The sequence below is a fragment of the Clostridium sp. genome (assembly GCF_050717535.1).
Classification (GTDB): domain Bacteria; phylum Bacillota; class Clostridia; order Clostridiales; family Clostridiaceae; genus Clostridium_AD.
Genome location: NZ_JBOITM010000066.1, coordinates 118,478 through 132,260, shown reverse-complemented (window position 1 = coordinate 132,260; position 13,783 = coordinate 118,478). Strand labels below are relative to the sequence as shown.

Genomic DNA, 13,783 nt, shown 5'->3' with positions numbered 1-13,783 from the left:
TATTTCAACTTTCCTAATATTAAATATACATTGCTATAGGTATAATTTCAATAATAGGTTCATTTATTTCTAGTTGATTATTATCATAATCTCTTATTAATTTTGTATTTTTTAAAAATCTATTTTTAAATTCTTGAAAATATTCCTGGTCTAAATAATCAAAATATGTGCCGCTAAGCAAACAATTACTATTGTTTTCGTTTTCCTTTGAAATCCTTATAACTTTACCAAGCACAGTTATTTTAGCACCTTCAATATAATCTAAATTATCTGCCATATATTTTATCTCTAAGGGAACTACAACTTTTGTATTGGTTTCACCAATACTACTGCTAATGAATTTCAAACATTTTTCTCTTTTGCAATTTTCCATATCCGCTTTCAGTACTTGTAGAACCTGCCTCTTAACTGTATGTTCCTTACTTTCATCACCATTTTCTAAACTTTCTGGTGAAAATGCCAGTTGCATTTCCATAACCCTAGTTATATCTTCTATATATTCTATAACTGGATTTTTATACAATTGACCTGTAAACTGAACAAAATCAAATTCTTTTATATTATTTACATCACTCTCATTGTTTATAATCTTTAACATACTTTGCTGGTTTAGTATGTTTTTTAATCTTGATAAAATTGTTATTACAATTGAAACTCTTTCCTCAATTTTTTGAGAGGTGAACTCATTAAGTAATTGAACATTTAAGTCCCCTTGCATTATTTTACCACAAGTAAGTTCATACAATGGAGTACTGGTAGTAACCGTTAGCATCTTTCTGGTACTTTCACTTTTAATTTCAGCAAATTCCTGGATTACAATGGTATATAAATTATTTATTAAATCTCCATTAAGGTATAGTGGTATTAATGCTCTATTATCCATATTTATTTATACCCCCAGTAAATCATCTCAAATAACACTTCATTTCTAGTTTACATTATTTTTTTTTAATTTAGAACAATGGCTTTAAATAATTCTACTATTACTATATCTTTCTATAAGCTACCATCATATACATTGGTTTACATATTGATTTTATGTTATTATATAATCATACCTATTAAGAATAATTTAAGGAGGAAACAAATATGGAATTAAAAATTTTTTTGCAAAAATTTGGTGTGCCAGAGAATATTATTTCTAACGTCCTTGTTTTAAATGAAAGAGATACTTATTATTGGTCTATAGAATCACTAGGTGATACACTGATAACCTATTGTGCACGTAACAAAAATGACATTTATGATGGGCAAGATGATACACTATCAGAAAAAATAATCACTGGGAAGAATTTATATTTCAGAAACAAAGCGATTGATCACAGCTTAATTATTGAGGAGTATGTAAATGCTTTCGGTGATAATCATAAGGCATATGTAGTAACTTCATTAAAAGATGACTTATGCATGTATGAAAAATTATAATTGTTTTATATTTAACAATTTTAAAAAATAACTAGCCTATTGACTGGTTATTTTTTTAGCAATACTGATTTCACAACTGAAGTTTCCCCATACCTATGCCGAAGACTATCTATGGTTTTATCTATTGACCTTTGCTTTTCATCATGTGCACTACCAACATCAAAAATTGATAATTGTTTAAAATTATCCTCACATAAATTAGTAAGAGAAACTCCTAGAAGTCTTATTGGTTCCCCCTTCCATAATTCATCAAATAATTTTTTTACTGTCTCTAATATTTCCTGCGTTGAATTCGAAGCATTGTTTAAGGTCCTACTTCTAGAAGAATCATTAAATTCTTGATTTCTTATAGTTACGCAAATGCAATAACAGCACTTTTTTATATCTCTTAATCTAGTTGCTGTATGCTCTACCAACTTTAGTAATATTTTATAAGCTTCATTTCTACTTTTAATATTCTCTGATAATGTAGTTGAATTACTTATTCCCTTAAGCTCATATTTATTGTATTTAACTTCTGAATTATCTATACCATTTGCATATTTCCACATGGTGATCCCACTACTTTTAAAGTGATACTTTAAAATAGAAACATCATACTGTGCTAGATCTCCTATAGTAAATATATTTAAATTGTTAAGCCTAGGAACAGTTTTCTTGCCAACCATAAAAAGCTCTCCAACGGTCAGATTCCATAACTTCTTTTCTATTTCATTTTTAAAAAGTGTATGTATTTTATCAGGCTTTTCGAAATCAGATGCCATCTTAGCCAGCAGTTTAACATCTGACATGCCAATATTAACTGTAAATCCTAATTCTGACTTTATCCTATCTTTAATATCCAAGGCTAGTAGTAATGCAGCTTCTCTTGAAGTATTATAACTTGTTACATCTAAAAAGCATTCATCTATAGAAAACTTCTCCACATAAGGTGTGTAATCACTAAAAATATCCCTCATACTTCTGCTACATCTTTCATATAAGATAAAGTCAGGTGAGACTACTACAAGATCTCTACATTTCTTTCTTGCTGTAAATAAACTTTCTCCTGTTACTACTCCATTTTTTTTAGCACTCATAGACTTTGCCAAGACTACCCCTCGACGTGACTGTTCATCCCCTCCTATTACAGAGGCTATATCTCTTAAATCAATATTTTCTCCCTGCATAAGTCTATCCGCAGCACTCCAAGAAAGAAATGCTGAATTAACATCTATATGAAATATAAGTTTCTCATTAAATTTGTTCATATAATCTCATCCTTTATATAATCTCGTCTTTATATAATTCACAATAAAAAATATTTTGTATATAAACATATTATATATAATGCGAACACAAAAAAGCAACCTATTCACTAATAGTGAATAGGTTGCTTTTTATTATAGCCTTATACCTAAGTATAAAACTTATTAATATGTACTATGTTTTATAAATTTAAGCATAAAACCACTATCCCTTTAGGGTAGCTGACGGTTAACAATTGTTATCTTCTTATTAAGCAAGTTCTTCTTGGATGAGTTTTACCATGGCAACGGCCGCAGCTTCTTCATCAGCACCAGTGGCTTTTATTGTTATTTCATCATCTTTAGCAGCCGCCATACACATTATAGCCACTATACTTTTAGCATTATACTCATTGCCATCTTTCACTATAAGCACTTCTGATTTAAATTTAGAAGCTTCTTTAACTACTGACAATGCTGGTCTTGCATGTATTCCACTTTCACTTTTGACTATAGCTTTTTTTTCTATCATAATATTGACACCCCTATTTATTTAATTTTATTACTATTACTTCATTATTTTTAGCCACATTTCCTAACTTAAATACACAAATTATATTATTTCATTGTTATTATCTGTAAACACTAACACACCTAAATTAGACTTGGCTTTATCTTTTACAAATTTAAGTGTAAAACCACTATCCATTAGGGTAGTTAACAGTTAACAGTTGACAATCCGTATCATATTAATTTTACCTCTACTATAGTTTAAAATACATTTTAAACTTATTCAAGCATTTTTTTAAATATATTCTTAAAAATTAAATATTATGATATAATTTGTCATATTTTTTACGATATATGGTTTAATTTTTTATTTATTCCTCATATTTCCATGATTATTATATGTAATATTGTCTAATATAAAATATTTATTTCACTTAGGGGACTTTTCTCATATGGATTTTTTTATATCTCATGAAAGAATTCCAGCAATATTTATAATAATACAAATAAAATCCTGATGGTTATCAGGATTTTATATTGTGGTTTTTCATCACCATAAGGTAATAATCACACTGAAATTCATTATTAAAGGTTTTCTCAACTTGTTTTAATTTCTCCGTTTCCATTTGTGATAGATCCGCATAAATTATATTATTAGAATCTTTTGTGTATTCTTTATCCATTAAAATCACCTCATAATTATTTTACCCTTTAAACTCATTATTATGTAAAATTATTATGCTATGAATATAATTAAAAATAGGAGCACCCTAAAATATAGGATGCTCTTAAAATCTTTAAGCCATAAACATTTTTATATCCTCTTCTACTGTTCCAATAGGAGCAATTCCGAAGTTTTCAACTAATACATTAACAACATTTGGAGATAAAAATGCTGGTAATGTAGGTCCTAAATGAATATTTTTAACTCCTAGGTGTAATAATGCTAATAATACTATTACAGCCTTTTGCTCGTACCATGCAATATTGTATGTTATTGGTAATTCATTGATATCAGCAAGTCCAAATACTTCTTGTAGCTTCATTGCTATAACAACTAATGAATATGAGTCATTACATTGACCTGCATCTAGCACTCTAGGAATTCCACCAATATCTCCAAGCTCTAATTTATTGTATCTATATTTTGCACAACCTGCAGTTAAAATAACTGTATCATTTGGTAATTCTTTTGCAAACTGCGTGTAGTATTCGCGACTTTTCATTCTTCCATCACAACCAGCCATTACAAAGAATCTTTTGATTGCGCCTGTTTTAACAGCCTCTACAACTTTATCAGCTAGTGCTATTACTTGATTATGAGCAAATCCTCCAACTATTTCTCCTCTTTCAATTTCAATTGGAGAACTACATTTCTTAGCATGCTCAATTATAGCTGAAAAATCTTTTGCCTTTCCGTCTTCCCTATCTGCGATATGCTTCAAGCCAACAAATCCAGATGCTCCCGTAGTATAAACTCTATCCTTATAAGAAGCTTTTGGAGGAGTAATACAGTTTGTTGTCATTAGTATTGGTCCATTAAAGCTTTCAAACTCTGAATCTTGCTTCCACCATGCATTTCCGTAGTTACCTACAAGGTTAGTATATTTTTTGAAAGCTGGATAATAGTTTGCTGGCAACATTTCACTATGAGTATAAACGTCTACTCCTGTACCCTGTGTTTGCTCCAATAATTCTTCCATATCCTTCAAATCATGTCCACTAATTAATATACCTGGATTATTTCGAGTTCCGATATTTACTTTTGAAATTTCTGGATTTCCGTAAGTAGTGGTATTTGCTTTATCTAATAATGCCATAGCATCAACACCATATTTACCACACTCAAGTACTAGTGCCACTAATTCATCAACAGATAAGCTATCATTAGTTGTTTGAGAAAGTCCCTTTTGCATATATGCATATATGGCATTATCCTCATATCCTAAATTATATCCATGTTCAGTATAAGCTGCTATTCCTTTGATACCATAAATAACTAATTCTCTTAAAGATCTTACATCTTCATTTTCCGTTTTAAGTACGCCAACATTCATAGATTTACTCTCAAACTCTGAAGTATTGCCTGTCCATGTTGCACATTCAGGTAAATTGCCATCTATTACTCCACCGGCATTTACGAGTTCTGCCTTAATTTCAGCGCGTAGTTCTAATGCTTTTGTTATTGTTTCTATAAATCTAGCTTTGTCGAAATTAGCATTTGTTATAGTCATAAATAGTGCATTTGCTACGAATTTATTTACCTCTTCATTTTCTACTCCTAGTTTCCTTGCACTTGTGCTGTAAATAGAAATTCCTTTTAAAACAAAAATTAATAAATCCTGCATATTAGCCAAATCAGCTGATTTACCACACATTCCTCCTACGGTACAACCTGTTCCTTTTGAAGCTTCTTGACATTGATAACAAAACATACTCATTATAATTCCTCCTAAATTTTTTTTGGAATGACAATAATTTCATATAATTATCTTCCATATATTATAAATTTATTATTTAGAATAATTGATAGGGGCATAAACAGTTCGACATGCATTTTTGAACTACCTTTAGTATAGTTTTGTATAGATAGAAAGTCGGTAACAATTGTTACGCATTATAAATTTATAATATATTTTCATGCACTTCTATCTATATAAGGTAATATACCCTACTATATTATATGTGCAATACTATCACCACTAAATCATCATCATATTGAAACTTTTGTATTAATAGGGTATGATTGTTATATTAAAATAATAAAAAAGAAGGTAATATTATGAAAAGTATAGACATCAATAAACTAGTAAAAGCAAGTCTCTTTCTTGCATTAGCTATAGTTTTTCAGGTAATAGGAAAAGCTACAGGTCAAATAAGCCAATTCTTTGTTGGACCAGCCGTTAATGCAATTCTTATACTCACAGCTGCAATTTGTGGAGGTGTTTATGGGGTACTCGTGGGCTCTTTAACTCCAATACTTGCTTGGCTAACTGGACAACTTGCTGGTGCTTTAGCACCCTTCATTCCTTTTATAATTATTGGTAACATACTATTTGTTCTCTGCTTTGTAATTCTAAATAATAAAGGAAAATATGGTAAATATCTAGGAATTATAATTGGTGCACTTGTAAAATATCTTTTTTTATCAATTTCAGCATCAAAGCTTATTCCCTTATTCAAGCTAAATATACCAGCAAAAATAGCGAAAAATCTAGTTATTGCTATGGGTATACCTCAGCTTATAACTGCGCTCATTGGTGGAGCTTTTGCATTAATATTAATTGCAATTTTAAAAAAACGAAAAGTTTACATTCCATAAAATTAACATCACCTTAAACATATGGTAATATTAGTTAAAAATAATGTCTAAATTCATAAAACTTTTAACATAATTCATAAAAACTTAACATCAACTTAACATTGCTATGATAAAATTTCATAGGAAACATGAGGAACATATGAATATTCTTTTTTGAAGGAGAGCTAAAATGGATTATAAGATGATTTTTCAACTTTTAGGTGGACTCGGACTATTCGTTTATGGAATGAAGCTAATGGGGGATGGTCTCCAAAAGGCTGCAGGTGAAAAGTTAAAAAGAATGCTAGAAATTTTAACTAGCAATAGGTTCTTCGCTGTACTTGTTGGTGCAGGGGTTACTGCAATTATTCAAAGTAGTAGTGCTACTACAGTAATGACTGTAGGTTTTGTAAATGCAGGACTTATGAATTTATATCAAGCTGCTGGGGTTATTATGGGAGCAAACATTGGTACTACAATGACTGCTCAACTTATAGCTTTTAAACTTACAGATATAGCACCCTTTATTCTTGCAATAGGCTCCGCCTTAGTTATGTTTTGTAAGAAGAAAAAAACTAAAGACATTGGCGAAATCATTTTAGGTTTTGGCATATTATTTGTAGGTATGTCAATGATGGAAAATGCTATGAGGCCTTTAAGTGAACTCGATAGCTTTAGAAACCTTATTTTAGTACTAGGAAAACACCCACTGATGGGAGTTCTTGTTGGGCTTGGAATGACAGCAACAATTCAAAGTAGTAGTGCTACTATTGGAATATTAATGGCACTTGCTGCAAATAGCAGTATCACTCTTGGTGTTGCACTTCCAATACTTTTTGGAGATAATATTGGAACTTGTACAACTGCTTTACTTGCAAGTATAGGAACAACTAAAAATGCCAAAAGAGCTGCACTTATACATTTGATTTTTAACACCACAGGTACGATAATGTTTATGCTAGCTTTTAAACCAATATTAAAAATTGTTCCAATGTTTGGTGGAGATGTTCAAAGACAAATTGCCAACGCTCACACATTATTTAATTTATCCAATGTATTTATTCAAATTTGGTTTATAAATGTTTTAGTTAAAATCGTTAATAAATTAGTTCCTGGCGATGATGAAAAATCATCTTCTCTTGTACTAGAATACTTAGATATCCGGTTACTAGAAACTCCTGCTATCGCAGTTGGACAAGTGGTCAAGGAGCTTAGCAGAATGGGAAAACTTGCTTCTGAAAATCTTTCAAATGCAATGCAAGCCTTTCTAAATTCTGATGAAAATTTAATGAGTTCAGTTATTGAACATGAAGTTACCATAAATTTTCTTGAAAGAGAAATAACTGGTTATATGGTATCCCTTTCAAATACACCTCTATCTGAACGTCAATCTGAGATCATTACATCATTATATCATGTAGTAAATGATATAGAGAGAATTGGAGATCATGCTGAAAACTTAGGTGAACTTGCTAGATTAAAGGTAGATGGTAACCTGACTTTCTCTAAAAAAGCAATAACTGATCTTGCACATATGTTTGAAACCGTGAAGTATTGTGTGGATAATGCCATAATGGCTTTAGAGAATTCCGATTTAGAATCTGCTCGTAAAGCCATGGCTGTTGAAGAAAATATAGATGATATGGAAAAACAACTTAAAAACGAACATATAGTTAGGTTAAATAGATTTGAATGTACTCCAGCTGGTGGTTCTGTTTATCTAGAGCTATTAACTAATCTTGAAAGAGTTGGAGACCATTCAAATAACATTGCACAAATGGTGGTCAATTCTAAATAAATTTCAATAAAAGAAAGTATATATTACTACAACTTCTGTTCGCTACGCTAAGTAATTCTAAACTGATTTTAATGAAAGATGCTAAAAAGTGCAAACTCGCTCAAACATGCACTTTTCTTAACGCCTCTCCCATTAAAATCATTTAAGAATTACTAGAGCTTGCTCAAATGAAGTTTACGTAATATATACTTTCTTTACCGTGTAAAACTAAACCCTAGTCTTTTTTAATACTATATTATTTAATTCATCCTCTATTATATTCTGTACATATGATGCTAAATCCCGCTCTTCCTCTTTACTTAATGAATTAACATAAATAGGTTTATGTATAACCATATTTATTTCATTTCCCATTACTTTTGTTGAAGATTCCAATACATTGTAAGAACCATCTATAGTTATAGGTACTATACAAGTTCTAGATTTTGTTGCCAGTTTCATACTGCCTTTTTTAAATGAATTCATTTTAGAATTTAGGCTTCTTGTACCCTCTGGGAAAATCAACATAGAACACCCACCATTTATCTTTTCTACAGCTTCTTGAATAGTTTTAATTGATTCTCTAGGACTTTGCCTATTTATATAAATTGTTCCAATTGATCTTAACCAACTACTAATCAGCGGTATCTTTTTTATTTCTTTCTTAGCAATAAACCCAAAGGGTTTATCAATATAAGCCACCAACGCGAATCCATCAAAAATAGCTTGATGATTTGATATAAAAACACAATGCTCCACTGGTATATTTTCAATACCACTAACATTCATACAAGTCTTTGTTACCTTCAACACATGCCTTGAAATTTTTTGTGCTCTCCTATAGGCATATATTTCAGCCTCCCTAGGTGATTTCCACGCTAAGTATTTTATTTTAATAAAGATAACAGATGAGATACACAAATATATTGAAAAATATATATACCATAATAATTTTATCATATATCCCCCCTACGATAATTTTATCAAATATCTCATAAAATTGATATGTTTTTATAATAATTATCGCTTTCAGTAACATTTTGTAACGTTTTCGTTACATTTTCTCATATCTGTTGACATTAACCATTTAAAGTATATGATTATGGTAAGAAGTTTTATCTTTTAAGGAGGAAATAATATGATATTTACAAACTGGATAGAAAAAAGAAAAAAAGAAAAACAAAGAAAATTAAGAATTGATACAGCAAAAAAATTGCTTATAGGTACAGCTGCTGGCAGTGTTAGTGGTTTACTAGGTGGTTTACTGTTTTCCCCTAAATCTGGTAAAGAAAACAGGCAAGATATAGCTAACACATCAAAAGAGCTTACAAACAATATTAAAGAAAAAACTATAGAAATTAAACAAAATGTTGATAATACAGTCTCCGATGCTAAAGATAATGTATCAGATGCTAAAGTTAAAATAAAACAAAAGAGTACAGCACTTAAACAAGCTATGAGTAGTAAAGTAGCAGATACTAAGAATAATGTGTCAGATGCTAAAGTTAAAGTTACTCAATATTTAAATGATAAAAAAGCTTCGAAAGTTGTGCCTGAAATAAATGCTGTTATAGCTGAAACTGACAAAGATGATTCTGAAGTAATTGTGGGACAAGTTGAAGTTGAGATTAAAAAATAATCAAAATCTAAAAGAATAGTGGTGCTATTAATGTATGTAGACTTTTTCAAAACAGGACAAGGCATATTAATTTTTCTTGGTATAGTTATTTTAGTTATATTGATAGTAGGATTGTTAAAACTTATTAAAACTATATCAAAGGTAAATTCAATTATCTTAAAGAATGAAGATAGTATTGATGAAATATTGTCGGTTTTACCAAAAACCTTTAAAAATTTATATGAGGTAACAGACAATATAAAAGATGTTAGTGAAGTCGTAGTTCAGACAACTGCCACTGCTGTTGGTGCAACAGAATCACTAGAAAAATATTTAGTATATATAGTAGATATTTTAAATATTATAAAAAAGATATTTTCAAATAAAAAGTAGGAATCTTTGATCCTACTTTTTTTACGTTCTTATGTAAATGTAAAATAACCCTATTATAGGGTTATTTTATTTTATATAACGTGATATAATATATTTTATATATTAGTCATATAAAATATTGTAAATAGAGGTGTTAATATGGAAATGAAGTGGAGTTTAAATGAGCTATACAAATCCTTTGACAGCGTGGAATTTAAAGAAGATATTAATTGTTTTGAAAATTCCATAGAATATATAAAAAAATGGACAATAGAGAATTGTAATCCCTCTAATGACGGTACTAAATCCAATGACTCTAAATTAAAAATTGAGGCCTATATTAATTTTGAAAATGAATTTAATGATCTTGTAAATAAATTATTTAATTATACAGAATTAGTTTTAAGCATAGATACAAAAAATGAAATTGCTAACAAATTTTCAGAGAAATTATCATTAAACGTTGCTGGACTGGCTAAACCCTACACTGTTTTTTCAAAATGGATAAATTCGCTAGAAAATCTAGAATCTTTAATTGAAGATTCTAACCTTATTAAGGCACATAGTTATTACCTAAGTGACCTAGCTAGAAATGCTAAATACTTACTTAGTGATACTGAAGAAGAGCTTATGGCTAAAATGAAAAATAGTGGATCAAATGCCTGGTCTAAACTTCAAAATATACTTACCTCAACACTGCTTATACCTATTAATATAAATGGAAAAGAGGAGAAACTTCCACTATCAACAATTAGAAATATGGCTTTTGACAAAGATAGTCGAAAGCGTAAAAATGCTTATGAATCAGAACTTAAATCTTATGATGCTATTGCTGAATCCTCTGCTGCAGCATTAAATGGTATAAAAGGAGAAGTTATTACACTTTGCAAAGCTCGTGGATATAAATCTCCACTTCATAATGCTCTTGAAAACTCAAGAATGGATAGTGAAACACTAGATGTTATGCTAAGTGCTATGATGGAGAGCCTTCCTTCTTTCGAAAAATATTTTAGAAAAAAAGCTGAACTATTAGGCTATTCTGAAGGTCTTCCTTTTTATGAATTATTTGCACCAATGGGCACCGCCAATATGCACTTTACCTATGACTCGGCTAGAGAATTTATAGTTAGAAACTTTGATACCTTTAGTAATAAACTTTCCAGTTATGCTGATAATGCTTTTTCTCATAACTGGATTGATGCAGAGCCTCGCGTAGGAAAATTAGGTGGTGCCTTTTGTGCTAATTTACATAGCATTAAAGAAAGTAGAATTCTATCTAATTTCACTGGAAGTTTTAATGATGTTTCAACTCTAGCTCACGAACTGGGTCATGGATATCATGGTCTATGTTTAACAGAAGAATCTGCATTAAATAGTGATTATCCTATGCCTATTGCAGAAACTGCGTCAATATTTTGTGAAACAATAATAAGTAATGCAGCATTAAAAAATGCATCTAAAGAGGAAGCTTTTGCTATATTAGAGCATAATATTTCTAGCAATGCTCAAGTAATTGTAGATATCTTAAGCCGGTATTTATTTGAAACTGAACTCTTTAAACGCCGAGAAAATAGTTCTCTACCTGTAAATGAATTAAAAGAAATCATGATAGATGCTCAGAAAAAAGCTTATGGCGCCGGTCTTGACCATAATTTTTTGCACCCATATATGTGGATATGTAAACCGCATTATTATGATGCTTCCAGTAATTTTTACAACTTTCCTTATGCTTTTGGTCTATTATTCTCCAAAGGATTGTATGCTGAATATTTGAAAAGAGGGTACTCCTTTGTAAATGAATATGATGCCTTACTTTCTGCTACTGGTAAAAACAATTTAGTACAAGTAGCAAAAATGATGAATGTAGACATTCATTCTATTGATTTTTGGAGAAGCTCTCTAAATCTTATTACCCTAGATATAGAGAAATTTGTTAACATGAACTAAAAAAAGTATATATTACTATTAATGCATTCACTTCGCTAAGAACTACTAATTTTATTTTTAATTAATCTGCTAAAAAATATAAACTCGCTAACGCTCAAACATATATTTTTCTTTACGCAAATTAATTAAAAATAAAATAAGAAGTTCTAAAGCTTGCTTCAATGCATTATACGTAATATATACTTTTTTTTGCACATAAAAACATTTAATAGAAAGATAAACTGTTAACTATAAAAAAGTTATCCATAGTAGATATATTTTAGTAAAGTTCCTATTGAGTTCACTATTTTTTATTTAAATGTTCCTTAAGTCTCTCTTTAATTTTTTTCTCATATCCATTATTGCCAGCTTCATAATATGATGTACCAACTAGTTCATCAGGTAAATATTGTTGTTTCACATAATTACCCTCATAGTCATGAGGGTATAAATACCCTACCCCATGGCCTAATTTCTTTGCTCCACTATAATGACTGTCCCTTAAATGGACAGGTACACTACCTATATTTTTTTCCTCTAAGTCTTTAAGTGCCCTATTAATAGCCATATAAGATGCATTGCTTTTAGGAGCGCAGGCTATATAAATAGCAGCTTGTGATAAAATAATTCTTGCTTCTGGCATGCCTACAAACTGAACTGCCTGCGCTGCATTATTTGCTACTAGAAGTGCAATTGGGTCTGCGTTTCCCACATCCTCAGACGCAGCTATTACAATTCTCCTAGCAATAAATTTAGGATCCTCTCCAGCGTATATCATTCTAGACAGGTAATGCACGGTAGCATCCGGGTCAGATCCCCTCATGCTTTTGATAAAAGCAGAAATCACGTCGTAATGTTCATCTCTATTTTTATCATATTTTATATGCTTTTTTTGGAGACATTCCACCATTACCTCAAGGGTTATATTTATAACTCCTAGCTCATCTCTATCTGTAGTGAGTATTGATAATTCTAAGGCATTTAGTGCACACCTTGCATCTCCATTTGCCATATTGGCAAGATAACTTATAGAAGCACTATCCATAGAAATATTGGTATTTCCAAATCCCACCATCTTATCTTCTAGTGCACGATTAATAATCTTTTGAATATGTTTTTCCTCTAGTGGCTCTAGCTTAAATAACATAGACCTAGAAATTAATGCGTTATTAACTTCGAAATATGGATTTTCTGTAGTTGCCCCAATTAAGACTATTGTACCCTTCTCAACATACGGTAATAATGCATCTTGTTGAGCCTTATTAAATCTATGAATTTCATCTATAAATAAGATAGTTTTAATATCATACATTCCTAAATCATTCTTTGCCTGCGCCACAACTTCTCTTAATTCTTTTAGCCCATCTGTGACTGCATTAAGCCTAACAAAATTAGATTTTGTTGTATTTGCAATAACTTTAGCCAAGCTAGTTTTTCCTGTACCTGGAGGGCCATAAAGTATTAAGGAGGTTATTTTATCAGCTTTAATGGCTCTCCATAAAAGTTTTCCTTTGCCCAAAATATGCTCTTGACCTACATAGTCTTCTAATTTTTCAGGTTTTAATCTTTCAGCAAGTGGTGCATCTTTTAATAAATTCTTTTCAGCTTGTAATTCAAACATATCCATA

General features: G+C 30.3%; 13 protein-coding genes. 6 read left to right on the top strand and 7 right to left on the bottom strand.

Annotated features, from left to right (window positions below):
- Positions 1-19: 19 nt before the first annotated feature.
- The gene (locus tag ACREVU_RS09720) at positions 20-883 is read right to left on the bottom strand and encodes a DUF6414 family protein (protein WP_431551392.1); all 864 of its coding nucleotides are present in this window, start codon (positions 881-883) and stop codon (positions 20-22) included.
- A 206-nt stretch (positions 884-1,089) separates the two neighbouring features.
- Here ACREVU_RS09720 and ACREVU_RS09715 point away from each other — a divergent pair, with 206 nt between their 5' ends.
- Positions 1,090-1,425: a hypothetical protein gene (locus tag ACREVU_RS09715; RefSeq protein WP_431551391.1), complete on the top strand. Its 336-nt coding sequence runs from the start codon at positions 1,090-1,092 to the stop codon at positions 1,423-1,425.
- A 47-nt stretch (positions 1,426-1,472) separates the two neighbouring features.
- On the opposite strand, the gene ACREVU_RS09710 is transcribed toward ACREVU_RS09715, so the two are convergent.
- From ACREVU_RS09710 to hcp, 4 genes are all read right to left on the bottom strand, one after another.
- A complete protein-coding gene (locus ACREVU_RS09710; RefSeq protein ID WP_431551390.1) occupies positions 1,473-2,675 on the bottom strand; it encodes a DNA polymerase Y family protein in 1,203 nt (400 codons plus the stop codon).
- A 247-nt stretch (positions 2,676-2,922) separates the two neighbouring features.
- Positions 2,923-3,183: an HPr family phosphocarrier protein gene (locus tag ACREVU_RS09705; RefSeq protein WP_431551389.1), complete on the bottom strand. Its 261-nt coding sequence runs from the start codon at positions 3,181-3,183 to the stop codon at positions 2,923-2,925.
- A gap of 502 nt (positions 3,184-3,685) precedes the next feature.
- Positions 3,686-3,844 (bottom strand): hypothetical protein, encoded by a 159-nt coding sequence (locus ACREVU_RS09700; protein WP_431551388.1) that lies wholly within the window; start codon positions 3,842-3,844, stop codon positions 3,686-3,688.
- Between the two features lie 114 nt (positions 3,845-3,958).
- Complete coding sequence (gene hcp / locus ACREVU_RS09695) at positions 3,959-5,602, bottom strand: hydroxylamine reductase (protein ID WP_431551387.1); 1,644 nt, start codon at positions 5,600-5,602, stop codon at positions 3,959-3,961.
- A gap of 341 nt (positions 5,603-5,943) precedes the next feature.
- On the opposite strand from hcp, the gene ACREVU_RS09690 reads away from it, so the two are divergent.
- Complete coding sequence (locus ACREVU_RS09690) at positions 5,944-6,483, top strand: ECF transporter S component (protein WP_431551386.1); 540 nt, start codon at positions 5,944-5,946, stop codon at positions 6,481-6,483.
- Positions 6,484-6,652: 169 nt separating this feature from the next.
- On the top strand, positions 6,653-8,260 hold the full coding sequence (locus ACREVU_RS09685; protein WP_431551385.1) for a Na/Pi cotransporter family protein: 1,608 nt from the start codon (positions 6,653-6,655) through the stop codon (positions 8,258-8,260).
- Between the two features lie 207 nt (positions 8,261-8,467).
- On the opposite strand, the gene ACREVU_RS09680 is transcribed toward ACREVU_RS09685, so the two are convergent.
- Complete coding sequence (locus tag ACREVU_RS09680) at positions 8,468-9,199, bottom strand: lysophospholipid acyltransferase family protein (protein ID WP_431551384.1); 732 nt, start codon at positions 9,197-9,199, stop codon at positions 8,468-8,470.
- Positions 9,200-9,377: 178 nt separating this feature from the next.
- On the opposite strand from ACREVU_RS09680, the gene ACREVU_RS09675 reads away from it, so the two are divergent.
- The 3 genes from ACREVU_RS09675 to ACREVU_RS09665 all read left to right on the top strand — a co-directional run bounded on the left by ACREVU_RS09675 (position 9,378) and on the right by ACREVU_RS09665 (position 12,176).
- Entirely contained in the window at positions 9,378-9,878 is a 501-nt protein-coding gene (locus ACREVU_RS09675) for a YtxH domain-containing protein (RefSeq protein ID WP_431551383.1), read from the top strand.
- A gap of 21 nt (positions 9,879-9,899) precedes the next feature.
- Positions 9,900-10,250 (top strand): hypothetical protein, encoded by a 351-nt coding sequence (locus ACREVU_RS09670; RefSeq protein WP_431551382.1) that lies wholly within the window; start codon positions 9,900-9,902, stop codon positions 10,248-10,250.
- A 138-nt stretch (positions 10,251-10,388) separates the two neighbouring features.
- Entirely contained in the window at positions 10,389-12,176 is a 1,788-nt protein-coding gene (locus ACREVU_RS09665; RefSeq protein ID WP_431551381.1) for a M3 family oligoendopeptidase, read from the top strand.
- Positions 12,177-12,459: 283 nt separating this feature from the next.
- On the opposite strand, the gene ACREVU_RS09660 is transcribed toward ACREVU_RS09665, so the two are convergent.
- Positions 12,460-13,782, bottom strand: a complete 1,323-nt coding sequence (locus tag ACREVU_RS09660; protein WP_431551380.1) for a replication-associated recombination protein A — start codon at positions 13,780-13,782, stop codon at positions 12,460-12,462.
- Between the last annotated feature and the right edge of the window lies 1 nt (position 13,783).

Bases quoted from the DNA above. Each gene is read 5' to 3' on its own strand.
- hcp (WP_431551387.1), bottom strand. From the start codon at position 5,602: ATGAGTATGTTTTGTTATCAATGTCAAGAAGCTTCAAAAGGAACAGGT.
- ACREVU_RS09665 (WP_431551381.1), top strand. From the start codon at position 10,389: ATGGAAATGAAGTGGAGTTTAAATGAGCTATACAAATCCTTTGACAGC.
- ACREVU_RS09680 (WP_431551384.1), bottom strand. From the start codon at position 9,199: ATGATAAAATTATTATGGTATATATATTTTTCAATATATTTGTGTATC.
- ACREVU_RS09660 (WP_431551380.1), bottom strand. From the start codon at position 13,782: ATGGATATGTTTGAATTACAAGCTGAAAAGAATTTATTAAAAGATGCA.
- ACREVU_RS09690 (WP_431551386.1), top strand. From the start codon at position 5,944: ATGAAAAGTATAGACATCAATAAACTAGTAAAAGCAAGTCTCTTTCTT.
- ACREVU_RS09710 (WP_431551390.1), bottom strand. From the start codon at position 2,675: ATGAACAAATTTAATGAGAAACTTATATTTCATATAGATGTTAATTCA.
- ACREVU_RS09685 (WP_431551385.1), top strand. From the start codon at position 6,653: ATGGATTATAAGATGATTTTTCAACTTTTAGGTGGACTCGGACTATTC.
- ACREVU_RS09715 (WP_431551391.1), top strand. From the start codon at position 1,090: ATGGAATTAAAAATTTTTTTGCAAAAATTTGGTGTGCCAGAGAATATT.
- ACREVU_RS09675 (WP_431551383.1), top strand. From the start codon at position 9,378: ATGATATTTACAAACTGGATAGAAAAAAGAAAAAAAGAAAAACAAAGA.
- ACREVU_RS09700 (WP_431551388.1), bottom strand. From the start codon at position 3,844: ATGGATAAAGAATACACAAAAGATTCTAATAATATAATTTATGCGGAT.
- ACREVU_RS09720 (WP_431551392.1), bottom strand. From the start codon at position 883: ATGGATAATAGAGCATTAATACCACTATACCTTAATGGAGATTTAATA.
- ACREVU_RS09705 (WP_431551389.1), bottom strand. From the start codon at position 3,183: ATGATAGAAAAAAAAGCTATAGTCAAAAGTGAAAGTGGAATACATGCA.